A 24,446-nucleotide genomic window follows, 5' to 3' on the forward strand; every position below is an offset into this window, starting at 1 on the left:
CACGACCACCGAACTCGCCGCCGCATAGCCACACCCGTTGCCCAGCCGGTTATCGACCGGAAAACTGAACAGCGCACAGAGCCTCACGCAGGCGATCTACACCATCTCGCGGGACGTGACCCGCGGAACATCCGCGCGATCGGATCCGAAATTCGGGCCAGCGTCCACCGCTGGTCCTTACCGAAGCTGTGCGCCAACGGGCCTTCCTGCAACGCGTCGGCCAGCCGCCGCAGTCGGGAATCGTCCAGCCGACAGCGGGCGCCGCCAGGCCCCTTCGAGGCCAGCATCCGCTCGCCTCCACGAAACCACCGCTGCCGCCAGCCGTACACCGCGGTCTTGGGCACTCGCAACCGCCGCGCCACGTCCGGCACCGGCATGCCCTCGGCGAACCAGGTCGCCGCCTGCAGTCGCACCGCTTCCCGTTTCGCCCGTCCCTGCGCGGACAGGCCGCCACCATCCGGGTACCTCATCCATCCGGCCTACAAGCTCCATCGGCCGTTGTCACCACGACACGCCGACCACACGTTGGTCAACCTAGCCTTCAAGATCTGTAGCTGGGTTCATGGAACGCCGTTACCGCCGACCGAAGCTCCTCGGTCGCTTGCTCCGGGCTTGGTCGGCTGCCCTGCGCAACTGGCGGCGCGGTCGGGCCGCTGCGTCAACTCGCCGGTGGCGGGACCTCTAGATCGATGACGAAGGAGTCGGGGGCGACGTCGAGCCAGGTCGCGATGAGGTCACGTGCCGTCTCGTCGGCCTCGGTGAGCCGGCGGGCCTGCGTCATGATGTGCAACTCGGGCACCCTCAGAAGCCAGAACCCTGCCTTCGCGCTCGGCGTGGACCCGGTAGGTCTTCATGGCGACCGCCCTCGGTAGGTACGTACGGAGTCGTGACGTCGCCATCATCCGTCGGCGGTCGGGGTGACGTACGGCCGGACGAGTTCGGGATCCGGTACCGGTTGCTCGTCGGTCAGCGCCCACTGGCTGAAGTGGTCGACCATTCCCCGGCTGTGCCGGACCTGGTCGCACGGCCACACCCGACCGCAGAAGCGACAGCAGCCGGTGCCGTCGATCTGGTGCTGCGCGATGACCTGCTCGTGGTACACCACCTGGGCCGTCGCGTACCGGGCGAAGGCCACGACCTGGGACTCGTACACGCCCATCCCGGTCACCGCTCATCGGTCACGGCTGGGCCTCCGGGCCGGTCGACTCCGGATCGCTCGGCCCCGGATCGCTCGACTCCGGATCCGCTGGATCCGGCTTCGTGTCGGTGACCGCCCCGGCGTAGAGCGTGTCCAGGCAGGGCCAGGCGTTGCCGCAGCCGGTGCAGACCCGCCGGACCGCGGTACGTGGCCGGTGGACGACGAGCAGGCGACGCGCTTTCAGGATGTCGGAATCCGTGACCATCGCGCTGAGTGGCACGGTGAGCCGTCTTCGTTGCCGTTCCGGGGTGTGGCCGTCATCGTCCACCGTCGACTCCCTTCGACCGTCGTGAACCCGGCGCCACATTGCTCCTTCGCGCAGTGACCGTCAAGGTTATGCCGTAACTTTTGCCAACATGGTTGTCACTGCGGTCGGGATCGATAAGACTGCTCGCGTCTGAGAGGAGAACGCCGATGCCGAAGCCGATCGGACCGACGATTCCGCGGTGGCAACTGGGCGAGCAGCTCGCCCGTGCGCGTGACGCGGTCGGTATTTCCCAGGCTGACATCGCCGAGCAACTCGGCTGCTCGGTCAGCAAGGTCCAGAAGATGGAGGCCGGCGACGTCGGCATCGTGCGCGCCGAGTTGCTGCTCATGCTCGACGTGTACGGCGTGACCGACGCCGAGGTGCGCGAGTCGTACCTGGAGCTGCAACGGCTGGGCAAGCAGCGCGGCTGGTGGTCGACGTTCGGCCAGGTACCGGCCCCGTTCGCGACGTTCCTCGGCTTGGAGAGCGCGGCGACCAGCATCAAAATCTTCGAGCCGATGATCGTGCACGGACTGCTCCAGACGGAGGACTACGCCCGTGCCGTCGCGGAAACCTGGGACGGCGGTCTCCTGACCGAGGAGGAGGTCGAGCGTCAGGTAAGGATCAAAATGGAGCGACAGCGTCGCGTGCTGGGCGACGAGCCACCGGAGCTGTGGGTGATCCTCGACGAGGCGGTGCTACGTCGCGAGGTCGGCGGCAAGGCGGTCATGGCCGCACAGCTCAAGCACCTGGCGGCGATGGCCAAGCGGATGACCTTGCAGATCGTGCCGCTCTCACACGGTGGATATCCGGGAGTGCGGGGCGCGTTGACCATCTTCGAGTTCGACGAACAGATGCACTCGCCGGTCGTGTACGTCGAAGGCCAGGCGGGCAACCTGTACATGGAGAAAGTAGAAGATCTCCGCCGGTGTACGCTGGCCTACAGCCACATGACGGCGGCTGCGCTCAGCAGGCAGGAGTCGACCAGGTTGATCACGGCCGTCGCTCGACAGTACGCCGACGCTGACGGAGAGCCCCGTGACACCCGATCTGTCCCGCGCCGGGTGGCGCAAGAGCACAAAGTCCGGTAACAACGGCGGATGCGTCGAGGTCGCTTTCCTGGATCAGGACGTGGCGGTTCGCGATACCAAGGACCGCACGGGGCCAGTTCTGATCTTCGCTAACGACGAGTGGGCTGCCTTCATCGACGGGGTCCGCCGGGGCGAGTTCGACCTCGCCTGACCAGAGGTGTACCTCGGCATCTCGCCGGACCCCGGTCATCGCTCGACGTGGCCGGAACCCGCTCGTTCCTGGCGGCGGGCCGCCTTCAACGCCTCGATCTCTTCCATCGTGGTGGTGCGGTTGCGGCGCCCGCGGCGTGGGCGACCTTCGCTGACGGGCTCGTCGGGCGCCGCTGCGGTTTTCAGGATCGCCTCCAACGGCGCGTTGTGTTCGTCGCACAGGTCGGTCGTGGCGGCGCGCCCGCCCGACTGCACCCGGTAGGTGCGGGCTCCGCGTGCCGTGTCCTGGCACACGTCGCACACCGTCAAACTGAGCTTCACTCTCGCCTCCCTGTCACCTGAGCGGCTTACGACGTCCGCGGCATAGCGTATGCCATGATCAGCAGGCGTCTGACCAGGCGCACTGCACCTGATTCACTTACACCCGACAGTGTTCGTCGTCGGTGCTCCGGCAAGGGGAAGAGGCACATGCCCGCTGGCAAGGTCGTGAATGAGCAGGAAGCCATCCGGTGGATCGAGGAAGGCCGCACCTACCGGTGGATCATCGAGGAGTACCGGCGCAAGTACAACATCGAGACCACGATCTCCATGTGGGGCAACTTCCGTCGGCGCAGGGGCCTGGATCTTCGGATCATCCACGACACGGAGCTGATGCCCTGGAAGGTCGAGGAGCAGCACCGCTGGCAGTACGCGCCCATGATGCTGCGGGCGGTGGGGCGCCAGCGGGCGGGCTATCCGATCAGCGCCGAATTAGAGCCCCGCGTGGAGTCCTGGCTGCGGGCCCGCCGGGAGGACGACACGGTTGTCCACTATGACTCCGACACCGACGAGGGTTGGTTCTACGTCCCGCGCCGGCCGGGAATCGACACCGACCTGATCCGCGTACCGGACTGGAAGCTCACGCCGGAGCAGCAGCGGCTGCTGCGCTGACCTGCGGAGGCGGTCGTCGGCCCAACGCCGCCCCGCTCTCACGGTGCCCGCAGGCCCCACTCCTGAACGTTGTAGGTGGGCCCGAAACTGGTGGCGTTGTCGCGGACGTTCGCGAATCGGCTGTTGACGGCGAGCAGGGTCGGCTTCTGGAACAGCGGCAGTACGTAGGCGTCGTCGGTCATGAGCTGGTCGGCCTGGTTGAGCAGGTCGGCCACTTTGGCCGCGTCGGTTTCGGCCGCCGCCTGCCGGAGGAGCCTGTCGCTGGCGTCGTTGTGCCATCCACCGAAGTTGCTGCCACCGTCGCTGGTCCAGGTCTGGAGCGCATTGCTGACCGGGAACGGGGTGCCGGTCCAGGAGAACAGGATCAGGTCGAAGTCGCCCCCGGTGAGCGAGGCGCCGAAGTTGGTGACCGGCATGATGCGTACGGTGATTCCAAGCTGGCCGAGCTGGGCCTGGATCAGCTCGGCGATCCGCGCCCGGGTGTCGTTGCCCGCGATGTAGGACACCCGCAGGGTTACGGGGACCCCGGCCGGGGTCTTCAGTGCCTTGCCGACGTCGCGGTAGCCGGCGTCGGTGAGCAGCTTCCGGGCCTTGGCCAGGTCGCCGGTTCCCTGGCCGGTCGGGGTGACCAGGTCACGGTAGCTCGTCTGGCCCGGTACGAAGTTGTGGCTTCCCAGGGCGGGAGTGTCCGCGAGCACCTGGCCGACGGTCTTGCTGATGATCGCGTTGCGGTCGATCGCGGTGAACAGCGCCCGTCGCAGCTCCCGGTCGGCCAGCAGCGGGTTCTGCACGTTGAGGTCCAGGTGTTCCCAGCTGAGACCCTTGCCCACGGTGTACTGCACCGACCGTTCCGCCTTGACGGAGTTGACCAGGTCGATCGTGGGCTGCGGGTAGACGGCCTGGACTTCGTTGTTGCGCAGGGCCGTGAGTTCGGCGGACTGGTCGGTGATGGTGCGGAACACCAGCCGGTCGAGCGTCGGCTTGACGTGGCCGTACCAGCGCGGGTTGGGCACCTCCTCGACCGCGGTGTCGGGCACGTGTCCGGAGACCTTGTAGGGGCCGCCGGAGAAGGTCGGCGGGTTGGCGTTGAACCATTTCCAGGAGGTGGCCAGATCGCCGTGGGCGCGCGCCACATGTGCCGGGTAGAGGTTGGCGAACAGTGATTTCCAGTCGGCGAAGGCCGGCTGGAAGGTGACGGTGACCGTCTTGCCGCCGTCGCCCTGGGCCAGCGAGGCGATCTGGTCGTACCCGGCGGTGGACGCCGCCGAACAGTCCGGGCAGTCCTTGCCGTTCTGCGTCTGCCAGGCGTACGTGAAGTCGTCGCCGCTGATGGGCATGCCGTCGTCCCAAGTCGCCGCCGGCTGGATGCGGTACACCACGGTCTGCGGATCGGTCGCCGTCTGCTCGGCGGAGACCAGCAGATCACTGTTGACCCGGACGGACAGGTCGGGGTAGGCGATGAACGCCGACGGCAGTACGCCGGCGAGGACCTGGGCGGCCTCGAAGCTGTTGGCGTCGGCGTCGGCGATGTTCCAGCCCGAGATCGGCTTCTCGATGGCGTAGGCCAGCGTTCCGCCGCGCACGGTTGGGCCACTGTTGCAGTCGTTGGGGTGCGCCGCGCACGTGGCGAAGGATGCCGAGCCGCCCACGGTCGCCGTGGTCGCGCCGGCACCACCGCAACCGGCCGCCGCCGTCAGCGCCGCCGCGAGCACGCCCGCGCTGAACAGTTTCTTTACCTTCGCCATGTGACTCTCCCGGTACCGCGACGGCGCTGAGGCGACCGTCGGCAAGGTGGCCCGTTGCGCCAATCGGCGGGGAGAAGCGGGACCTGAGCGGTGATGAACTCCCGCCGTGGTGGCGTCCGCCACAGTGGCGCCGAAGCCGATGGGCGCGCCGAAGCCGATGGGCGCGCCGAAGCCGATGGGCGCAAGGCCCGCCGGCGGTGAACGCGCCGCCAGCGGGCCTTGCCCATTCACCCCCGCCGTCGCGCGACCAGGACGGCGTCGTGGATCGTGATCTCCCGCCCCTCCGGGTCCACGGCGGTACGCGGCCGGGCCTCGGCCGCCAGCACCTCCCACACCGCCGGGTCGAGCGAGTCCGCGACCTCCTCGGCGGTGTACAGCATGTCCGGGAAGTGCGGCCGGTGCACGGTGGTGCGCAGGTCGTGCGGGTGGTGCCCGACGATCAGCAGCCGCCCGCCCGGGGCCACGGCGGCGGCCAGCCGGGCGAACATCTCCCGCCGCGGCTCCGCGGGAAGCTGCATGAACTGCGCCGACACCAGGTCGTACGCGCCCTCGGCGGGCGGCTGGTCGCGCAGGTCCGCGTGGACCCACTCGATGCGGCCGGCAACGTCGGGGCCGGCGGCCGCGGCGTGGGCGGCGGCCCGTTCGAGCGCGGTGGTGGCGATGTCGACCGCGGTGACCTGCCAGCCCCGCTCGGCGAGCCAGACGGCGTCGGCACCCTCGCCGCAGCCGACGTCGAGCGCCCGGCCCGGCGCCAGTTCGCCGGCCTCGGTGACTAGCTGCGGGTTCGGTCGCCCGCTCCACACCGCCGGCTTGGACAGGTACCGCTCCTCCCAGGCGGCCTCGTCGAACATCGTGTGCACCCGGTGGCGGTAGGCGTCCACGGCGTCGCGGGTGTCCTCGGCGACGAGATCGGCGTTGATCGCTGCGCCGGCGGTCACGCCCGCCGCGGCGGCAGCGATCACCTGGGCGCGGACGTCGGCCACGTTGCCCGCCACCCAGACGCCGGGGACCGCGGTCGCCCCGGTCGGGTCGGCCGGGATCTGCCGGCCGATGACGTACCCGTCGACCTCCACGTCGACCGGCGTCAGCCCGAGCGACTCCAGCGCGCCGGCACGGGCGGTGAACCGGGGCGCGACAACCAGGGCGTCGAGCTCCACGACCTCGCCCGAGGCCAGCCGTACCCCGGTCAGCGCGTCGCCGGTAACTTCCAGCCCCACGACCGGGCCGGGCACGACGGCAATCTCGCGCGCCGCCAGCCGCTCGGCCTCCCCGGCGTCCGGCGCCGGGGCGTGGTGCAGCAGGAGCAGCACGTGCCGGCTCCACTGCCGCCACAGGTGCGCCTGGTGCGCGGCCAGCGGCCCGGTGGCCAGGACGCCGATCCGGCGGTCCCGGACCTCCCACCCGTGACAGTACGGGCAGTGCAGCACGTCGCGGCCCCACCGCTCGGCCAGCCCCGGCACGTCCGGCAGCTCATCGACCAGCCCGGTCGCCACCAGCAGTCGCCGCGCCCGCACGGTACGCCCGCCGTCCAGCGTCACGGCGAAACCCTCGCCGTCCTTGGTCGCGGCGTCGACACGCCCGGCGACGACCTCACCTCCGTACCGGGTCACCTCGTCGCGCCCGGCCGCCACCAGATCGGCCGGCGGCGTGCCCTCCCGGGCCAGGTAGTTGTGCACGTGCCCGGCCGGCGCGTTGCGCGGCTCGCCCGCGTCCACCACCAGCACCGACCGCCGTGCCCGGACCAGTGCCAGGGCCCCGCTGAGCCCGGCGGCGCCACCGCCCACCACGACCACGTCGTACGTCTCGTCCACCGTCTGCTTCCCTCCACTCGTCGACTGCGCCCACGGTGCGACGCTATCGGCGGATTCGACAACTATCGTTGCTGGTATGGCAAACGACGAGGCCGCCGTCCTGGCGGCCGTGGGGCCGCGGCTACGTGCGCTCCGCACCCAGCGCGGCACGACGCTGACCCAGCTCGCCGGGATCACCGGCATCTCCGTCAGTACCCTGTCCAGGCTCGAGTCCGGCCAGCGCAAGCCCACCCTGGAACTGCTGCTGCCGCTGGCCCGGGCCCATCAGGTGCCCCTCGACGAACTGGTCGACGCGCCCGCCACCGGAGACCCGCGCGTGCACGCCCGCCCGATCGTCCGCCACGGCGTGACGTTCCTCCCGCTGACCCGCCGGCCGGGCGGCCTGCAGGCGTTCAAGCAGATCCTCCCGCCGCACACGCCGGCCGGGGAGCTGGAATTGAAGACCCACGAGGGGTACGAGTGGCTGTACGTCCTCTCCGGCCGCCTGCGCCTGCTGCTCGGCGAGCACGATCTCATCCTGAACCCGGGCGAGGTCGCCGAGTTCGACACGCGCGTGCCGCACTGCGTCGCCAACCCCGGCCCGGAGCCGGCCGAGATCCTCACCCTCTTCGGCCCGCAGGGCGAACGCATCCACGTCCGCGCCCGCCCCAAGGCGCGCTGACCCGGCGACATCGCCGTGCCCGCGCCACGAAGAAGCGGTCAGCCGTCGCGGTCGCCGCTGGCCGACACCGCCTCGACCAGCAGGGTGAGCGCCTCGACGACGCGGTCGACGCCGTCGGTGGGCGGACCCCCCGGTTCGGTCATGTATACGTCGCGCCGGATCTCGACCATGAGCGCGGTCACCGCCGACTGCGTCCCGTAGTGCCTGAGCGGCACGTAGCAACCGGAGAAGGGCGTGTTCACGGCGATGCCGCCGCACCCGGCGAAGGCGCGCTCGGCGGCGGCGCGCAGCCACGGTGGGGTGTGCATCTCGTCGACGCCCAGGCAGATCGCGGGTCGCTCCCCGTCGGCGTGCAGTTCGTACGGCAGGGCCACGCTGGGGTAGGAGTGCACGTCGATGATGACCGCGCGGCCGGTCGCGGCCAGGCGCGCGTCGACGAGGTCGGTCATGGCCGCCGCGTACGGCTCGTAGTGGGCGGCGAGCAGCGCCTTTTCGTGTACCGGGTCGTCGGCGCGCAGCGGCTGGCGGTGCGAGGTCCGGGTGTAGACGGCGCCCATGCCGACCCTGCGCATCTCCTCCCGGTCGTCGGGGAACCGCTCCGGGTCGACGACCAGCCGGGAGGCCAGGTTGGTGAACGTCCACGGGGCGGGGTCGCAGTCGGCCGCCGCCCGGTCGGCGATGAGGCTCGTGTGCGAGTCGGTCATGTGGTCCAGTTCGACCGCCAGCGCGGCGTCGTCGAGCAGGATGTACGGGCGGGCGGCCGGCGTGATGTGCCGGGAGCTGTGCGGTACGTGCAGGATGACGGGGGAGTACGACGCTCCCGCACCGACCCGGTAGACCGCTTCTGTCCCGTGCACGGACAATCCGCACCCCCTTTTGCGTTTCGTGGCCGGAGCGGCCGGTGTCCACTGCGCCGGCCGTCGCAGGCTAACAGCAAGATCTGCCGCCAGCGCCCGGGCGGCGTGGAGATCCGCCGATCGGGGCCCGCGTACGCGTCCGCGCCTCCGGCGTGCCCGGCGTGTTCCGGTCCGGTACCCGATTGCGCGCCTCATTCGGGGACGGCGATACTGGCGGGGCGTCCGGCCCTCGACGCGCATCTATGGGTCGGCTGGACGCGACCGACCGAAGCGACCCGACCCATCCGCGCCGGACCGCTGTACCCGTGGGCCGCGAGCGGTGGCTCGGCACACCGGGGAGACGTCGGATCATGCGCGGACTGTTCAGCTTGTTGCGGGAGCGGATAGAGGTCAACGCCCAGCGCGCGGTCGAGCTCTACACCCGGGAAGTCACCGAGTACCGGTCGATGGTGGCAGCCGTCGACGACCGGACCGACATGGTCGACTTCGCGATCTTCATTCGGAAGCTCACGTTCGAACGCGCCGCGGCGGACGTGCCGTTGCGCGACGGCGACCTGTCGGCCATCGCCCTGGTCGGCCGGCAGCGGGCCGAGCTGGGGCTGTCCGTGCCGTCACAGCAGCAGGTGCTCGGGCTGCACACCGCGCTGATGCTCAAGGAGATCCACGACGCGTCCCGGCCCGATGACGTCGCCGACCTGCTGCGGATGATCGGCTGGTACGGCACGCAGGGCATCCGTGCGCGCGGGGCGTACCTGCGCGGCTACACCGACGGGGTGGGGCCGCGCCGGGTCCTGGCCACCCGGACCGAACTCCTGGCCCGGGCGCTGCTCGCGGACGAGCCGGTGGAGCCGCTTCTCGCCGGCGGGCTCGGCGTACCGGTGTGCCGGCACTACGTGGTGTCGGTGCTCCGCGTCCCCGCACCGTCGCCGTCCCCGGAGGCGCGGCTCGATGTGGTGCGGACCCTGGCGCATCGTCGGACACCGGCGGCCTGGCTGGCCTCGGACGAGTTGGTGCTGCTCACGCCAGGCGGTGGTGACACCGCCCGGGTCCGGGCGCTGGAGCAGGTACGGGACGTGGCCGCCGCGGTCGGGCAACCGTGTCAGGTCGGGTCGGCCGACGGTGCGGTCGGGCACCTCGCCGAGAGCCTCGGCTGGGCGCGCGAGGCCAGCCGGGTCGCGCCGCCGGAGGACCGGCCCACGCGCCTGTACACGGTCGCCGACCTCTTCGTCGAGATCGCCGTGGCGCGCACGCCGCAGGTCGACGCGTGGCTGCGTACGTTCGCGAAGGGCCTCGCCGCCGGCTCGAACCTGGTGGCCACGCTGCACGCGTTCTACTGCCACGACATGGACCGGACGGCGACGGCCGCGGCGTTGCGCATTCATCCCCGGACGCTGGACTACCGGCTGCAACGGGTCCGGGAGATCACCGGCGTCGACCCCAGGTCGACGTCGGGCGTGCGGGTGCTCAGTACGGCGGTGGCCCGGCTGCTCGCCGGCGGGCCGGTCTGACCGCACTGACGCGGGCCGCTCTGACGGCACTGACGCGGGCAGGTCTGGCGGCACTGCGGAGATTCGCAATCGCGCCGCCGCGGTTTTCCCCGGCTCACGAAGACCCCGGTACGCCGACGCCGGCAGACTGGCCGGTACATCGACAGGTGCCGAGGTGAGGGGCTCGGTGGCCCTGCCGGCCGCTGCGGACCGGGCGGCGCCCGGCGTCGGTGCGACGACGGTGACACCGGCGGTGCCCGGCCGGCAGCGACCGTTACGGGCGCCGAGAACGGAGACGGAGATGAGAACAAAACTGCGACAATGCCTGGTCGCGGCGTCCCTGGCGGTGACGGTCGCGGTGGCGGGAACCGCGCAGCCGGCGCACGCCGCCGCCCCGACGATCGACTGGACCGCGCTGATCATCAACATCGCCACCAAGCTCATCGGCAGCGGCGGCGGGGGTGTCAGCTCCGGCGAACTGAACGCGGCGGTGCAGCAGGTCGTCGGGGCCGTCGGGGCCGCCAAGACCGAAATCCTCAACCACATCGACGCCATCGCCAGCGCCGAGGTGCAGTCGTGCGCGAGGCACCACGCCATCGAGTTCACCGACATCAACAACATGAACGCCGCCGTGCTCCAGTCGTGGGCGCAGGACGCCACGGCCTGCGCCACCAAGGCCACCTCGTACGTCACCGCCGTCCAGAGCGCGAAGGCGGCCGGCGACATCGGTTTCCTCCTCGGCGAGATCTACGCGATCGCGGTCGCCGCACGGACGAAGGCGGGCCTCGTCAACGGTATCGACTACCTGATCCGTGACCAGGTACGCGCCTACGACGTGGTGGTGACCAAGACCGCTCCGCAGTGTAAGACGATCTGGTACACGTGGGGGGATCCCGTGTACACGTGGTACTCGGAGGTCACGTACACCTGCACCGCGTACGACGGCGAGCGTGTGGGGGCCACGGAGTACTGGTACGGCAGCCAGATAGAACAACCGATCGACTACGCCTGGGTCGAGTCGTACTCCTGCCGCAACACGAGCCGTCCCATCGCCATCGACGCGATACCGAGGCTGCGGGCGATCGTGCCGTAGCGCGCCATGGGTTGACCGGGGAGTTCTGGTACCCGCCCGGTGTACCAGAACTCCTTCCCGGCGGGGTGGTTCGCGGTCACCGGCGCGGAAGGCGAGTGACGCCTCGACGTCGGATACCTGGATTCCAATGTGGTCCATCATGGCGGCGACGTTTACGGCGGCGTACGAGATTTCCCGTGTACTACGGTGATCGGCCATGACGGTGTCGCGACCGGATCCACCGCTGGCTCCGGACGAGTTGGTCAGTACGGGCAGCGAGCGCGAGGTGCTGGAGGCCTTCCTCGACCTCTACCGGACGGTGGTACGGCGCAAGCTGACCGGCGTGAACGACGATCGGGTGCGGCAGCGGCTCGTACCCTCGTCGACCACCCTGGCGGGGATCGCCAAACACCTCGCCGCGGTCGAGCGGGAGTGGTTCCAGGAGACGTTGGCGCAGCGGCCGTCCGACCGGTCGGGCGTGCCGTCCGGCGGCAGCGAGTGGCGCGTGGGGTCGGACGAGACGATCGCGGGGCTGCTGGCCGACTACGAGGACGCCTGCGCGCAGTCCCGCCGGACGGCGGCGCGGTTCGGTCTGGACGACCGGGTGCCGCACCCCAGGCTGGGGCAGGTGTCGCTGCGCTGGATCTACGTCCACATGATCGAGGAGACCGCCCGGCACGCCGGTCACGCCGACATCCTGCGTGAGCAGACCGACGGCGCGGTCGGGTTCGACGGCTGACCCGACTCACCCGAGCGCGGCGGCGAGGGTGTGTCGGGCCGTGTCGGCCATGACGGGATTGGTGTCGCTGCCCACACCCGCGGAGGCGTTCGTCGCGTACGAGCGGCTGCGCCGCCACCGGGTAGAGAAGATCATTGCCCGGACCGCCCGGGTCAACAGCGACAAGGCGGCCGGACCGGTGGGGCGCGTCCTGCGCGACCTGATGTTCCCCATCGCGATGCGGCCGTTCTACAACCAGGAGAGGATGTTCGGCTGGGTGCACCGGTACGCCACCGACTGGAATGAACGGGTGGCGTCGCCGGCCCGCTGACGGCACCGGGCCGGTCAGGTCCACAGCTCCGACGGACCGGCTCGCGCCTCCCCAGGGGGAGGCGCGAAGGTGAGGGCATGAACGGCGACAGGCGGTACTCGATCGGTGATCTGGCCCGGCGCGCCGGGCTGACGGTCAAGGCCGTCCGGTTCTACTCACTGGGTGTGTCCCATTTCCCAGCGTGGTCGCCGGGGCAGGCATGCACCTGTCATGCCGATAGGTGGACGTCTCTAGAGTGGTGTTCTTCCGGTGGCGCACGGTCGACGAGTCGCGACCGGCCCCCCGGTTCAGCGAGCGACGGGCAGGTCAGTGGCGCTGTATTCGGTCCATGACCCGGCGTAGAGCTGTCCGGGCGGGAGCCCGGCGTGCTCGAACGCGAGGAGCAGGTGGCAGGCGCCGGCGCCATTGCCGCAGTAGCAGACGAGTGTGCCGGAGCCTTCGCGCTGCGCGGTGTCGACGAGATCGCGCAGGCGGTCCGCGGGAAGCAGGCGGCCGTCGGCGTCGAGGGTGTCACGCCAGAACACGTTCACTGCTCCTGGGATGTGGCCGCCCCTGGCGTCGCCCGGTTCGTCAAGGCCGCGGTAGCGGCTCGCGGGGCGCGCGTCCATGAGGCGAACGTCCGGGGACACGGCGGTGGCGAGGTCGGCGACGCGGTTCGCCGGCCACGGCCGCGCCTCGATCGCGCGTGCGACGGGTGTGACATCGCCGGTGTCGAGTGTCCCGGCGTATCCAGCGAGGCCGCCCGCAAGGACGGCCGCAGGCTGTCCGAGGGTGCGGAGCATCCACACCAGCCGGGCCGCGGCGACCCCTCCGAGGTCGTCGTAGGCCACCACCGGGGTGTCTGTCGCGATCCCGAGCCGGCCGAGCATCGCCGCCAGATCCTCGGGAGCTGGCAGCCCCGCGGGATGGCCGCCGATACGTGCCAGCAGATCGGCCTCGAAGTCGCAGAAAACGGCTCCGGGCAGATGCCCCGCCCGGTACGCGTCGCGCCCCGGGCGGCCCTCGGCACCCCATCTCACGTCGACGAGGACCGTCCGGGGGTCGAGGTCGCCGATCGTGTCAACGAACGGCGGCAATCCCGCGCTCGGGTTCGTCGGGCCATCAGCTCGCGGGGCTTTCGGCCGGCGTCCCTCGGTGGCGTTCATGGCCACCACGATACACCGCAGTGTCCGTACTTTGAGACGTCCATCTCGGTCACTGGGACAGTATGCGTCGAGATGGCGCAGTCGCTTTCGGCATGGTTGATCGCGTTGGTCCCGCGATGAGTGCGCGAGGAGCGGCTGACGTTCACGCGGCGAGAGGGACCGGGCGGCGGCGTGCGCGGCCAGCTGACAGGTGACGCAGGATGGTCGCGTTGGCCTGGTTCCTCCAGGCACTGCGCGCCCGGATGCCGGAGTAGTGGACCGGGTTCCGGTCAGGCGACCGGGTCGCTGCGCCGGGAGTACCGCCGGTCGGGCTTGCGGGTGTAAAGCTCGCCGTCGGCGTGGGCGTACAGGGCGTCGAAGTCGTGCCCGTGCGCGCCGAGCGTCGCGGTGCCGACGCTGACCGGCGTCCGCTCGGCCAGCACGGTACGCAGCCGGTCCGCGGCCGTCCGCGCCGCCGGGGCGGTGGCGCCGGCGAGCAGCACGACGAACTCGTCACCGCCGAGGCGGGCGACGACGTCGGCGGGGTGCAGGTGGCGCCGCAGGGTCCGGGCGACCCAGCGCAGCAGGTCGTCGCCGGCGGCGTGCCCGCAGGCGTCGTTGAGCTTCTTGAACCCGTCCAGGTCCAGGATCAGCAGCGACATCACCCGGCCGGTACGGCGGGCGGACGCGAGTTCGCCCGTGAACCGCTCGGCGAAGCCACGCCGGTTGAGGCAGTCGGTGAGCGGGTCGACCCGGGACAGCCGGGTCAGCAGGCGCCGCTGCCGGGCGGCACTGGTGCCCTGTACCGCACAGATCACCGAGACGGCGACGATGCCGGCCAGGTGCGTCGTGACGTACCAGCCGCTGGGCGCGCCGACGAGCGCCGCCAGGGTGAGGTAGCACGCGGACAGGCCGACGAGGATGGGTACCGCCACCCGCGGCGGCGTGCCGAGGGCGATCAGCGGCATCGGGACCAGTATGCCGAGCGCGGTGGCGGAGCCGGCCCCGCCGTCGAGGACGGCCACGGCGATGCCGACCGGGAAGGAGGCGACCGCGAAGGCGACCATGAACCACCGGGCTGCGGCCGACCGGCTCAGCCGGCCGGCCGCAGCCACGACCAGCAGTCCCGCCGCGCAGCCGCACGCGCTCAGGGCGGCCATCGCCATCCGGTGCGGCGCCTGCACCGCGAAGAAGGCCGCGTACAGCAGGCCGATGGCGAAGTCGGACACGGCCACCCAGCCCATGTCCGCGATCGAGCGGCGCCGGCGCTCCCGCTGCGAGACCGCGGCCGCCGCCCGACGGTCGACGACCAGCCGGGCGGTCGCGACCGCGTCCGGCACCGGGGCCGGTGCGGCCCGGCCGGACTTGTCCCGGTACAGCCGGGCGTCCGCCAGTCGGAGGAGGTCGTGCGCGGTGGCGGCCTCGGCCGGGTACGAGACGTACCCGATCGAGGCCGGCGCGACCGGGTCCAGGGCCGCCCGCAGCCGCGCGACGAGGACCTCGGCATCCGTGGCGTCGGTGCCGTCCAGCACCGCGGCGAACTCGTCGCCGCCGAGGCGCCCGACCGCGTCGTGCTCCCGCAGGTGCCGCCGCATGGTCTGGCCGGTCCAGGCGAGCACGTCGTCACCGGCCCGGTGGCCGTACGTGTCGTTGACCTCCTTGAACCGGTCGAGGTCGGCCAGCACCAGGGTGACCGGCGCCCCGGTCCGCGCGGCGTCGGCGAGTGCGGAGCCGAGCCGCTGGTCGAAACCGCGCCGGTTGAGACAGCCGGTCAGCGGGTCGAGCCGGGCCGCTTCGGTGAGCCGGCGGCGCAGCGACGCGAGGGTGCCGGCGTGCCGCACGCACAGGTACCCGACGCCCGCGAACGCCAGGGTGTAGACCCACGGGTACCCGGCGGGGGCGGGGTCGCCGAGCAGCGCCACCACCCAGTACGCGGCGGTACTGGCGACGAAGACGAGGCCGTACACCCGTGGCGGCACCATGACGGCGAAGAAGATCAGCGAGAACGGCACCATCGGGCCGAGCGGGCTGGTGACCCCGCCGTCGAGCAGCGACAGCGCCGTCGAGCCGAGGATATTGACCATGATCCCGGCCAGCTGGACCGGCAACCGCGCCCGCGACCGGGCGATCGCCGGGGCCTGCCATCGGGCCAGCAGGGCGGCTGCCAGCATGGTGGCCGCGATCGCGAGCATCACGGGACGGTGCGGGCCGTTCCACGTCGCCAGCACGTACAGCGCGGCGATGCCCGGGCCGAGGGCGCCCCGCAGGCCGCCGGTGCGGATGGCGCGGACCCGGTAGGACGGGTCCGCGCCCGGTCCGTCACCGAGTCTCGCCGGCATCCGCTGCATCCTCCCAGGGCACTGCGCGTCTCCGCCAGTATGGTGATCGACGCGCAGTGAGCTTTGCTGGATGAATTGTCGGCCCGCGATGGGCTGCGCTGCTCCACCGAGTGGTCGCCGACCTCGGCCGGATGTCTCAAATCCGGCGACAGCGACCTGACATGCCAGGGCGGTAGGAACCTGACGCACCGGACCGCCCGTCCCGTGGCGCGCCGGCATCGGCACCGACGAGACTGACGTGGTGGTCTTCGACGCTGTCCCGCAGTCGCCGGTGTCACTCCGGGCGTCACGGGGTATCCGGGGAGACCGCTGTCACGTTGACGCCGCTCCGCACGATTGGCTGAATCGGGTACATGATCTCTCTGCGGTTGGCCAACCTGCGCGACGTCGGCGGTCTGCCCGTCAGCGGCGGCGGCCGGACGCGCGCGGGGGTGCTGTACCGCAGCGACGCGCCCTATGCCGGTGACCGTGACCCGGACCAGGTGCGGATCTGGCCGCCCGGCGTGGTCATCGACCTGCGGTCCGAGGGCGAGGTGGCCCGTCGGCCCTACTCCTGGGCCGAGGGCACGGTGGTGCACTACCACCCGCTGCACTCGGACGCGGCGCCCGGCCGGTTGCCGCCGGACGCCGACCTCATCGCGCTGTACACGCTGATCCTCGAGACCGCCGCCGACCGGGTCGCGGCCGTCGCGTCGCTGGTCGCGGAGGCCAGCGGGCCGGTACTGGTGCACTGCGCCGCAGGCAAGGACCGCACCGGAATCGTGGTCGCCGCGCTGCTGCTGGCCGCGGACGTCGAACCGGAGGCCGTCGTCGCGGACTACGTGGCGACCGCGGCGAACATGCCGGCGCTCCGGCAGCGCTGGACGGCCCATCGGGTACGCGGCACGTCGGGGCGCGCCATCCCCGAAGGCTGGCTCGCCGCCCCCGAGTCGGCGATCACCAGTGTGGTCGAGCGGATCGCCGGCTGGCCGGGCGGCGCCCGGCGCTGGTGGGCCGACCACGGTGCGGACCCCGGCCATCTCGAGGCGTGGCGCACCCGCCTGGTGGAGCCGTCCGCGGCGGGGTGATCGCCGTATCCGTCGGCGCGCGGGCAGCCCGGGACGGTCGGTGGCGATGGCGAGTCGCCGCGGGATCCCGCAGCGTCGCCGGTCACATCGGCTTGCGATGGCCGATCTTCGTATTAAAAGCTGGCTGAACCATTGCAAGAAATCCCACGGAGGAAGCCGGCATGGCATCGAGCGTTGATGGCGCCGCGGTGGGCGAGGCACCGACCTGGTTTGCGCGTGCCCTGGACACCGCGCCCGAGCATCGGGACGTCACGGTCGACGGCTGCCGGATCCACCTGCGGTGCTGGGGCGCGGCCGGACTGCCCGGCCTGGTCTTCGTCCACGGCGGCGCCGCCCACTCCGGCTGGTGGGATCACATCGCGCCGTTCTTCGCCGGTACGCACCGTGTCGTGGCGCTCGACCTGAGCGGGCACGGTGACAGCGACCGGCGGCCGGACTACGACCTGTCCCGGTGGGCGTCGGAGGTGCTCGCCGCCGCCGAGGCGGGCGGCGTCGGTGGCCGTCCCATCGTGGTCGGGCACAGCATGGGTGGTTGGGTCGCCGCGACGGCGGGCGTGCAGCACGCCGACCGGCTTGCCGGCGTGGTCGTCCTCGACTCGCCGCTCAACGACCAGCCGCCGGAGGAGGAGCGACTCCGGGGGCGTCGCCGGGAGACCCGGGTGTACCCGACCCGGGACGAGGTGCTGGCCCGGTTCACCACGCTTCCGCCGCAGGAGGTCGTTCTGCCGTACGTGCGCGAGCACATCGCCGGTCAGTCGGTACGGCCGGTCGACGGCGGCTGGACCTGGAAGTTCGACCCGGCCATGATCGGACAGCGCCGGATGCTGATGCGCGACCTGCTCCCGGCGCTGCGCTGCCGGACGGCGGTGTTCCGGTGCGAGTACGGGCTGGTGACCCAGGAGATGGCCAGCCAGATGGAGGAGCTGCTCGACCACCGGGTCGAGATCGTCGAACTGCCGGCGGCCGGGCATCATCCGATGCTCGACCAGCCCCTGCCGCTCGTCGCGGCGCTGCGGACCCTGCTGGGGCAGTGGTCCCGGCGGGACGGCACCCGTACCGACCGCTTCACCGCCAGCGCCGCGTAGCCGCCGGAGCCGTCGCACGGGCGGTGCGGGCTACCCGTGGGTGGCTTGCTCGGCCCGCTCCGCCGGTCCGCCGTCGCCGGCGGCCCGCCCCGCCGGTCAGCCGTTGACGGCGGCCAGCACTGCCACCAGGTAGCCCACCCCGAAAGGCGCGTCGGCGTAGTGGACCGTCGGGTCCACCCGGCGCCCGTCGAACGCCCCGGCGAGCACCTGCAGCGCCGGCCAGCCCGTTGCCATCAGCTCGTGGGCGAGCGTCCGGTCCAGGGCGCGCAGCGCCGCCGGGTCCCCGGTGGCGACCGCCCGGTGGATCTCCGCGTCGAACGGGGCGGCGCGCTCGTCGAGGTACCCGGGCGCCTTGAGGGTGCGCCGCGCCGTACCGTCGGCCATGACGAGCAGGCCGACCCGCGGTGCGGAGTCGCCGAGCTCCGCCGCGAGCCGCGCGTACTCCGGCAGGGGCTCGTCCCGGCCGACCGACTGCAGCAGCCGCCGCCCGGCGTACCCTGCCTCGTCGAGCAGCAGCGCGCCCAGCCCGACGGCCAGGGGCGCCGGGCGGGTGGGCCGCGGTCGGGGCGGACCGCCGTAGGCGCCCAGGTCGAGCCGGACGTCCGCGGGCCAGGCCCGGGTGCCGTCCGCCGCGCCGACCACCGCGATCAGGTCCGGCGCCCCCGCCACCAGCGCCGCCATCGCCACGGCGCACGCGTCGCGCAGTTCGGCCGCCGCGGGGTCGGCGCCGGACAGCTCCCGTACCAGCAGCGGCGGACTCGGACACAGGGCGGCAGAAACGATCATGGATCAGGCTCCGTTGCGGGTGGGCTCGGCTCCGATGGGAACGCGTCGTGAGGGGCTCGGCTCCGGTGCGGGAGGTCTCAGGCCAGGCCCCGGACGGTACGGGCCGGCGGGCACTCCTGCCGGATGGCCGACACCATGTCCAGGGTCTGGCGGGTCTCGCGGACGTGGTGGACCCGGAACACCCGGGCACCGAGCCAGGCGCACACGGCCGTGGCCGCCAGGGTCCCGGTCAGCCGCTCGCCGACCGGGACGTCGAGCGTCTCGCCGACGAAGTCCTTGTTCGACAGCGAGACGAGCACCGGCCAGCTGGTCGCCACCATCTCGTCGAGCCGGCGGGTGACCTCGAGCGAGTGCCAGGTGTTCTTGCCGAAGTCGTGGGCCGGGTCGATCAGGATCCGGGACGGGTCGACCCCCGCCGCGACGGCGCGGCGCGCCAGCCCGAGGGTCCGCTCCAGGACGTCGGCCATCACGTCGTCGTAGGTGACCCGGAACGGCCGGGTACGCGGTGGCAGGCCGCCGGCGTGGGCGCACAGCAGCGCCACGTCGTACTCGGCGGCCACCTCGGCGAGCTTGTCGTCCCAGCCGCCCCAGGAGTCGTTGAGCAGGTCCGCGCCCGCGGCGCACACCTCCCGGGCGACCTCGTGCCGCCAGGTGTCCACGCTGATCACGACGTCGGGATAGGCGTTCCGGACGGCGGCCACGAACGGTACCGTCCGGCGGATCTCCTCGGCGACGTCGACCTCGGCGCCCGGAGCGGCCGGGACGCCGCCGATGTCGATGATCTCGGCGCCGTCGGCGACGACCGCGTGCACCCGCTCCATCGCCGCGTCCTCGCGCCAGGTCGCTCCCCGGTCGAAGAACGAGTCAGGGGTCCGGTTCACGATCGCCATGACCAGGCGCTGGTGGACGTCGAAGGAGTGCCGGCCGAGCCGGAGCACTCCCGGCTCGCGGGGGTCGCAGGCGGTGCCGCCGGGGACGGCGCTCATCCGGTCCTCCTCTCGCCGTCGGATCCGGCACCCGCGTCGCCGTCGGATCCGGCACCTGCGGCGTCACCGGATCCGGCACCCGCGGCGTCACCGGATCCGGTGCCGGCGACATCGACGACCGGGGGGCGCTCGACGGTCGGTACGGCCCGGGCGTGTGGTCGCACCCAGTCACCATCATGCAGGAACTGCTGAAGCTCGGCGCTCGCCGCCCCGCCAGGCACATTGCGCCGGCTGTCCGCCCCACCGGGCAGGTGCCGCCGGCTGTCCGCCACGACCAGCAGTTCGGCCGCGGTGAGTGCGAGATCGCGGTCGCTGCGGTGCCGGTGGGCCCGGGCCCCGAGGTGGACCTGCGCGATCGCGTCCAGTCCGTACCGGGAGGCGGTGTCCACGAGCGTCGACAGCTCCACCCCGTAGCCGACCGGGATGCTCAGCGATTCCATCAGGCTCCGCCGCGCGGCCCACTCCCCGGCGAGCGGCTGGACCACGCCGGCCAGCTCCGGCCAGTACAGGCTCAGCAGCGGCCGCGCGACGAGTTCGGTCACCCGCCCGCCGTCCGGCGAGGTGGAGCCGTCGGCTCCGGTACGCAGTCGGGTGTAGGCGGCGCGTACCAGCAGCGTGTCCGGCTCGGTGAGTAGCGGCCCCAACAACCCGGTCACGAAGTGCGGGCCCCAGCCGGTGAGGTCGGCGTCGACGAAGACCAGCAGGTCACCGCTGGTGACGAAGAGCGACTTCCACAGCGCCTCGCCCTTGCCGTGGTGGTTACCGTGCTCCGGCACGATGTCGCTCGCGCGGTACACCGTCGCGCCGGCCCGTTCGGCGAGCGTCGCGGTGGCGTCACCGGAGTTCGAGTCGATGACGACGAGCTCGTCGAGCAGGGGTGCGTCCTTGACGAGGGCCGTGCGCAGCCCGGTGACGATGTCGGCGATCGTGGCGGCCTCGTCCCGCGCGGGGATCACCAGGCTGATGCGCGAGTCCTGCCGGAACTTGGTGTCGAGCAGTCGGTCCAGCGGCCAGTCCCGCCAACTCGAACTTCGCTTGTGAAACCAGGTTGACGCCCGTTCGTGCACGCGTTGGTCCTCGCATCTGTTTCCACGGCATCGTCACCACCGGCCCGGCGCCGCTCCTGTCCCGGGACCAACCATACGGCCCCCGATCGCTTCCCCCATGATCATGGAGACTTGGTGGGGTCATGGCGGGCTCAACCGGTCGTTGGCCGCACGAAGCCATCATGATCACGAAAAAATGGTCAGGTGGCGTCGATGCCGAGATTGTCGCGCCAGTAGCCGCCCTCCGGCGCGGTGTCGAAGCGGGCCCCGCCGTACGCGTTGCCGAGGAAGTTGTTGCCGGTGGACCAGCTGTCGTGGCACGAGCCGTGCTCGGTGATCCAGATACCGTGGGTCTGGTGCCGGGGCTGCTGACTGTCCCAGACCCGGTTGCCCCGCTTCGTGGTGCGGTCGGTGGCGGCGGCCACGGCGATCCCCGGGCGTTCGTCGGGGGAGTCGGGAATGCGGTACGGGGTGCCCTTGAGCGGCGTCCCGATCTTCCAGGACGTGGTCGCGCCGGGACGGGCGGGGGCGAGGGTGAGCTCGGTCTCGGTGTTGGAGATGACGATCGCGCTCTGCTCACCGACCGTCACGCACTTGCCGAGGTGCCCACCCCTGAGCCAGCTCGCGGCGGTGTCGGTCACCGTCTTGGCGGTGTAGGTGACCGTGTCCCCGCCGCCCGCCGCGGCCGGCGCCGCCCGCCGCCCGTTGTCGCGGATCCGGTTGTTGAGCATGGTGGCGTCGAAGAGGTCGGCGTCCAGATGGATGCCGGCCAGGGCGTTGGCCCAGATCTCGTTGTCGTCGAGGACGATGTTGCCGGCGGGTCCCCGGTTGCCGGCGTTGAGGTTGTGCTGCCAGTACCCGTAGCGCCCGTTGCCGCTGATGCGGTTGCCGGTGAAGGAGTACGGACCGGGGGTGTTGCCGATACCGAGCCCGTCACGGACGTTGCTGTCCATGACGGAGTTGGTGACCAGGCCGCCGCGCCCGGCCACCGAGGACGTCCCCTGCGACGAGAGGTCGAATCCGGCCTCGTGGTTACCGAACATGGTGCACGCGTTGACGACCAGCCCGTTGGCGCCCCAGTCGGAGATGCCGAACCGGTTGTCCTCGGCATGGCAGTCGACGATCCGGATCCCCCGGGGCGGCGGCCACAACCCCTGCTGGAGTTCCACGAAGATCCCGTTGGTGCCGTTGCCGATGGTCGTGCAGCTGCTGATGCTGAGCCGCTCGACATCGCCCCAGCCGCCGATGCCGATGCCGATGCCGGCGCCGCCCATCTGCCCGCCGTTGTCCAGACGCCCACAGCGGTGCGCGGTGACGGCCCAGACGAGGGTGTCCTGGAGGTGGTCGCAGCCGAACCCGGTACCGATGGTGTCGTGGATGTACAGGTTGCGGAACAGTCCCCGGAGCACGTACTGCAGGCCCAGCCCCTTGGACAGCGGATTGTAGTCGGGAAGGTCGACGCGTGAGCCGTCGACCTCGAAGTCGGCGAATATGCAGTCGGCCAGGTGGTTGTCCCGGCTGGCACCGTGCTTGAGCTCGGTGAACCAGGCCAGCGGGACCGGCTCGTTCCGGTTGCCGGAGTTGTCCAGGACGAACCGGGTGACGGCCGGGCCGGCGCCGATCAGGCACACGCCGCTGCGCCAGACCACGCCGGTGTCGCGAATCAGGTAGATCCCCGGCGGGCAGTAGATGGTCCGGGGGCGGCCGTCGGCAGCGGCCGCCTCCCCGAGCCGGTCAACGAGCGCCTGCAACATCGGCTGGTCGTTGGCGTGGCCGTCCCCGACGACCCGGTGGTCGTGGCAGTTGAACACGCCGGTGTCCGCCGCGGTGCCGGTACGCGTCATCACGTCGATGCCGGCCTTCGGCTGGCCCATGGCGGCCTCCTACTGTCGCTGCCCCCGAGGGCAGCGGACGGTACGCCGTGGCGCGGTCCGACGCGGTTCACGGCGCTGGTTCACCGCTGTCGGTTCCCGTGCCGCTAAGCGTGAAACGCCCGGGTCAGATCAGCGCCGGCACCTTCTTGGTGATCGGTACCGCCAGCACCGTCGGGCCGTCGGCCCGCAACGCCGTTCCCAGCGCGTCGGCGAGCGCGTCCGCCGACTCGGCCCGCTGCGCCTGGCAGCCGAACCCCCGCGCGATGGTCGAAATGTCCAGGCCCGGCAGGTCTAAGCCGGGAATGTCCGGGGTGTGCTCGAACTCCGCGAAGGCCTTGAGGATCGCGTACTCCTCGTTGACCGGCACCAGGTACACCACCGGCAGTCGGTGCCGCGCCGCGGTCCACAGCGCCTGGATCGAGTACTGGAACGAGCCCTCGCCGATCACCGCGACCACCGGGCGGCGGCGGCCGGTGTGCCGCTCGCCCAGCGCGATCCCGACCGACGCGGGCAGCGCGTAGCCCAGACCACCGCTGGAGGCGGTGAAGAACGACGCCGGTCGCCGGACGCGCACGTACTGCTTGAGCGTCTTCATGTTCGACGGACTCTCCTCGACCAGGATCCCGTCCTCCGGCCACACCCGGGCGAGCGTCGCGAACAGGGCGTCCGGCGACAGCGGGGTGCCCGGCCGGGCGGGCTCCGGCGGTGCCTGCGGCGACGGGGCCGGCCGGTCGGCGGCCGGCACCCGCTCGGCGAGGGCCGCGCAGGCCAGGGCGGCGTCGGCCAGCAGGCTGTCGCCCACCGGCGCCCGCGCCGCCTCGTCCGGGTCGTCGGTGACGTGCAGCAGGCGCGTGCCCTCGGGCAGGAACTCACCGGGTACGTACGGGTAGTAGCGGAACACGGGGGCGCCGATCACCAGGACGACGTCGTGCCCGCGCAGAGCCTCACCGAGCGGCCCGATCGCCGGTGGCAGCATCCCCTGGAACTGCGGGTGGTCCTCCGGGAAGCTCGTCCGCTCCGACCACGGCGGCGACCACACCGGCGCGCGCAGCTTCTCCGCGAGCCACCGCCGAGTCCCAGCCGCCGCTGCGGTCGACTCCGCCGCCGAACACCAGCGCCGGGTTGCGGGCGCCGGTGAGCGCGTCGGCGAACTCGCGCAACCGCTCCGGCTCCGGGGCGACGCGGGTACTGACCCGCCGCCGCGCCGGGGCGCCGTCGGCCGGCTGCTCCCAGTCGTCCATCGGGACCGAGACGAAGACCGGGCCGGCGGGCGGCTGGACCGCGCGGGCGTACGCCTGCAGGAACGCACCCGGGACGTCCTGCGCGCGGGCCGGCTCGTAGCTCCACTTCACGTACGGCATGGGCAGCAGCTGCGCGTACCGGTTGGTCAGCAGCGGTTCGAGTCGGAGCATGTCGCGGTGCTGCTGGCCGGAGGAGACGACGAGCGGCGCCCGGTTGTGCCAGGCCGTGGCGAGGTTACCCATCGCGTTGCCGACTCCGGGCGTGGTGTGCAGGTTGACGTGGGCGGGCTTGCCTGTCACCTGCGCGTACCCGCCGGCCATCGCGACCGCCGACGCCTCCTGCAGGGCGAGGACGTACGTGAAGTCGGACGGGAACCGCTGGAGGAACGGCTCCTCCGTCGAGCCGGGGTTGCCGAAGACCGTGGTCATGCCGAGGTCACGGAGGAGGTCGTAGGTCGTGTCGCGCACCGTAGCCATGAGGGGCTCCCTGGGTCACCGGGTGGGGCGGGTACCCGTCCCACCCTTTTATGACACCGGGACAGTCCCCTTACTCCGGACCTGGCCGGTTTCATCCCCCATGGCTCTTGCCCTCTGCCGCAC

At 71.7% G+C, this 24,446-nt stretch carries 26 protein-coding genes; 10 read left to right on the forward strand and 16 right to left on the reverse strand.

Annotated elements, in window-relative coordinates; translation table 11 throughout:
* Window positions 1-83: 83 nt before the first annotated feature.
* The 4 genes from ACNTMW_RS23300 to ACNTMW_RS23315 all read right to left on the reverse strand — a co-directional run bounded on the left by ACNTMW_RS23300 (window position 84) and on the right by ACNTMW_RS23315 (window position 1,466).
* Window positions 84-470 (reverse strand): helix-turn-helix domain-containing protein, encoded by a 387-nt coding sequence (locus ACNTMW_RS23300; protein WP_426635896.1) that lies wholly within the window; start codon window positions 468-470, stop codon window positions 84-86.
* Between the two features lie 188 nt (window positions 471-658).
* On the reverse strand, window positions 659-781 hold the full coding sequence (locus tag ACNTMW_RS23305; RefSeq protein ID WP_426635897.1) for a hypothetical protein: 123 nt from the start codon (window positions 779-781) through the stop codon (window positions 659-661).
* A gap of 117 nt (window positions 782-898) precedes the next feature.
* Window positions 899-1,159 carry a hypothetical protein gene (locus tag ACNTMW_RS23310; RefSeq protein ID WP_426635898.1) on the reverse strand — a complete coding sequence of 87 codons (261 nt, stop codon included), beginning with the start codon at window positions 1,157-1,159 and terminating at the stop codon, window positions 899-901.
* Between the two features lie 19 nt (window positions 1,160-1,178).
* Window positions 1,179-1,466 carry a hypothetical protein gene (locus ACNTMW_RS23315; protein WP_426635899.1) on the reverse strand — a complete coding sequence of 96 codons (288 nt, stop codon included), beginning with the start codon at window positions 1,464-1,466 and terminating at the stop codon, window positions 1,179-1,181.
* 146 nt (window positions 1,467-1,612) lie between these two features.
* Between ACNTMW_RS23315 and ACNTMW_RS23320 the strand changes: the two genes are divergently transcribed.
* Both ACNTMW_RS23320 and ACNTMW_RS23325 read left to right on the forward strand, forming a co-directional pair.
* Entirely contained in the window at window positions 1,613-2,536 is a 924-nt protein-coding gene (locus ACNTMW_RS23320; RefSeq protein WP_426635900.1) for a helix-turn-helix domain-containing protein, read from the forward strand.
* Window positions 2,484-2,687: a DUF397 domain-containing protein gene (locus tag ACNTMW_RS23325; RefSeq protein WP_426635901.1), complete on the forward strand. Its 204-nt coding sequence runs from the start codon at window positions 2,484-2,486 to the stop codon at window positions 2,685-2,687. Before ACNTMW_RS23320 ends, ACNTMW_RS23325 begins: the two co-directional genes overlap by 53 nt.
* A gap of 35 nt (window positions 2,688-2,722) precedes the next feature.
* Here ACNTMW_RS23325 and ACNTMW_RS23330 read toward each other — a convergent pair whose 3' ends face one another.
* Window positions 2,723-3,007, reverse strand: coding sequence for a hypothetical protein (locus ACNTMW_RS23330; protein WP_426635902.1), 285 nt, complete (start codon window positions 3,005-3,007; stop codon window positions 2,723-2,725).
* Between the two features lie 147 nt (window positions 3,008-3,154).
* On the opposite strand from ACNTMW_RS23330, the gene ACNTMW_RS23335 reads away from it, so the two are divergent.
* On the forward strand, window positions 3,155-3,616 hold the full coding sequence (locus ACNTMW_RS23335) for a hypothetical protein (RefSeq protein WP_426635903.1): 462 nt from the start codon (window positions 3,155-3,157) through the stop codon (window positions 3,614-3,616).
* A gap of 38 nt (window positions 3,617-3,654) precedes the next feature.
* Here ACNTMW_RS23335 and ACNTMW_RS23340 read toward each other — a convergent pair whose 3' ends face one another.
* Window positions 3,655-5,361, reverse strand: a complete 1,707-nt coding sequence (locus tag ACNTMW_RS23340) for an ABC transporter family substrate-binding protein (RefSeq protein ID WP_426635904.1) — start codon at window positions 5,359-5,361, stop codon at window positions 3,655-3,657.
* 227 nt (window positions 5,362-5,588) lie between these two features.
* A complete protein-coding gene (locus tag ACNTMW_RS23345) occupies window positions 5,589-7,172 on the reverse strand; it encodes an FAD-dependent oxidoreductase (protein ID WP_426635905.1) in 1,584 nt (527 codons plus the stop codon).
* A 76-nt stretch (window positions 7,173-7,248) separates the two neighbouring features.
* On the opposite strand from ACNTMW_RS23345, the gene ACNTMW_RS23350 reads away from it, so the two are divergent.
* Window positions 7,249-7,833, forward strand: a complete 585-nt coding sequence (locus tag ACNTMW_RS23350; protein WP_426635906.1) for a helix-turn-helix domain-containing protein — start codon at window positions 7,249-7,251, stop codon at window positions 7,831-7,833.
* 38 nt (window positions 7,834-7,871) lie between these two features.
* Here the strand turns inward: ACNTMW_RS23350 and ACNTMW_RS23355 are convergent, their stop codons facing one another.
* Window positions 7,872-8,690, reverse strand: a complete 819-nt coding sequence (locus ACNTMW_RS23355; protein ID WP_426635907.1) for an N-formylglutamate amidohydrolase — start codon at window positions 8,688-8,690, stop codon at window positions 7,872-7,874.
* A 350-nt stretch (window positions 8,691-9,040) separates the two neighbouring features.
* Here ACNTMW_RS23355 and ACNTMW_RS23360 point away from each other — a divergent pair, with 350 nt between their 5' ends.
* From ACNTMW_RS23360 to ACNTMW_RS23375, 4 genes are all read left to right on the forward strand, one after another.
* On the forward strand, window positions 9,041-10,198 hold the full coding sequence (locus ACNTMW_RS23360) for a PucR family transcriptional regulator (protein WP_426635908.1): 1,158 nt from the start codon (window positions 9,041-9,043) through the stop codon (window positions 10,196-10,198).
* A 280-nt stretch (window positions 10,199-10,478) separates the two neighbouring features.
* Window positions 10,479-11,270 carry a hypothetical protein gene (locus ACNTMW_RS23365; protein WP_426635909.1) on the forward strand — a complete coding sequence of 264 codons (792 nt, stop codon included), beginning with the start codon at window positions 10,479-10,481 and terminating at the stop codon, window positions 11,268-11,270.
* A 196-nt stretch (window positions 11,271-11,466) separates the two neighbouring features.
* Window positions 11,467-11,988 carry a DinB family protein gene (locus tag ACNTMW_RS23370; protein ID WP_426635910.1) on the forward strand — a complete coding sequence of 174 codons (522 nt, stop codon included), beginning with the start codon at window positions 11,467-11,469 and terminating at the stop codon, window positions 11,986-11,988.
* A gap of 49 nt (window positions 11,989-12,037) precedes the next feature.
* Window positions 12,038-12,298 carry a hypothetical protein gene (locus ACNTMW_RS23375; protein ID WP_426635911.1) on the forward strand — a complete coding sequence of 87 codons (261 nt, stop codon included), beginning with the start codon at window positions 12,038-12,040 and terminating at the stop codon, window positions 12,296-12,298.
* A 287-nt stretch (window positions 12,299-12,585) separates the two neighbouring features.
* Here the strand turns inward: ACNTMW_RS23375 and ACNTMW_RS23380 are convergent, their stop codons facing one another.
* The gene (locus ACNTMW_RS23380; RefSeq protein WP_426635912.1) at window positions 12,586-13,443 is read right to left on the reverse strand and encodes a sulfurtransferase; all 858 of its coding nucleotides are present in this window, start codon (window positions 13,441-13,443) and stop codon (window positions 12,586-12,588) included.
* A 269-nt stretch (window positions 13,444-13,712) separates the two neighbouring features.
* The gene (locus ACNTMW_RS23385; RefSeq protein ID WP_426635913.1) at window positions 13,713-15,761 is read right to left on the reverse strand and encodes a diguanylate cyclase; all 2,049 of its coding nucleotides are present in this window, start codon (window positions 15,759-15,761) and stop codon (window positions 13,713-13,715) included.
* 353 nt (window positions 15,762-16,114) lie between these two features.
* Between ACNTMW_RS23385 and ACNTMW_RS23390 the strand changes: the two genes are divergently transcribed.
* Window positions 16,115-16,828, forward strand: a complete 714-nt coding sequence (locus tag ACNTMW_RS23390) for a tyrosine-protein phosphatase (RefSeq protein ID WP_426635914.1) — start codon at window positions 16,115-16,117, stop codon at window positions 16,826-16,828.
* Between the two features lie 161 nt (window positions 16,829-16,989).
* A complete protein-coding gene (locus ACNTMW_RS23395) occupies window positions 16,990-17,913 on the forward strand; it encodes an alpha/beta fold hydrolase (protein ID WP_426635915.1) in 924 nt (307 codons plus the stop codon).
* A gap of 96 nt (window positions 17,914-18,009) precedes the next feature.
* On the opposite strand, the gene ACNTMW_RS23400 is transcribed toward ACNTMW_RS23395, so the two are convergent.
* From ACNTMW_RS23400 to ACNTMW_RS23425, 6 genes are all read right to left on the reverse strand, one after another.
* Window positions 18,010-18,699 (reverse strand): class III extradiol ring-cleavage dioxygenase family protein, encoded by a 690-nt coding sequence (locus tag ACNTMW_RS23400; protein ID WP_426635916.1) that lies wholly within the window; start codon window positions 18,697-18,699, stop codon window positions 18,010-18,012.
* 77 nt (window positions 18,700-18,776) lie between these two features.
* On the reverse strand, window positions 18,777-19,685 hold the full coding sequence (gene folP / locus ACNTMW_RS23405) for a dihydropteroate synthase (RefSeq protein WP_426635917.1): 909 nt from the start codon (window positions 19,683-19,685) through the stop codon (window positions 18,777-18,779).
* Window positions 19,682-20,752, reverse strand: a complete 1,071-nt coding sequence (locus ACNTMW_RS23410) for a glucosyl-3-phosphoglycerate synthase (protein WP_426635918.1) — start codon at window positions 20,750-20,752, stop codon at window positions 19,682-19,684. Before ACNTMW_RS23410 ends, folP begins: the two co-directional genes overlap by 4 nt.
* Window positions 20,753-20,931: 179 nt before the next feature.
* Window positions 20,932-22,605, reverse strand: a complete 1,674-nt coding sequence (locus ACNTMW_RS23415) for a right-handed parallel beta-helix repeat-containing protein (RefSeq protein WP_426635919.1) — start codon at window positions 22,603-22,605, stop codon at window positions 20,932-20,934.
* Between the two features lie 124 nt (window positions 22,606-22,729).
* The gene (locus tag ACNTMW_RS23420; RefSeq protein ID WP_426635920.1) at window positions 22,730-23,644 is read right to left on the reverse strand and encodes a thiamine pyrophosphate-dependent enzyme; all 915 of its coding nucleotides are present in this window, start codon (window positions 23,642-23,644) and stop codon (window positions 22,730-22,732) included.
* Window positions 23,550-24,323, reverse strand: coding sequence for a thiamine pyrophosphate-binding protein (locus ACNTMW_RS23425; protein ID WP_426635921.1), 774 nt, complete (start codon window positions 24,321-24,323; stop codon window positions 23,550-23,552). Before ACNTMW_RS23425 ends, ACNTMW_RS23420 begins: the two co-directional genes overlap by 95 nt.
* Window positions 24,324-24,446 lie beyond the last annotated feature (123 nt).

Source organism: Planosporangium spinosum, assembly GCF_049999945.1.
Classification (GTDB): Bacteria; Actinomycetota; Actinomycetes; order Mycobacteriales; family Micromonosporaceae; genus Planosporangium; species Planosporangium spinosum.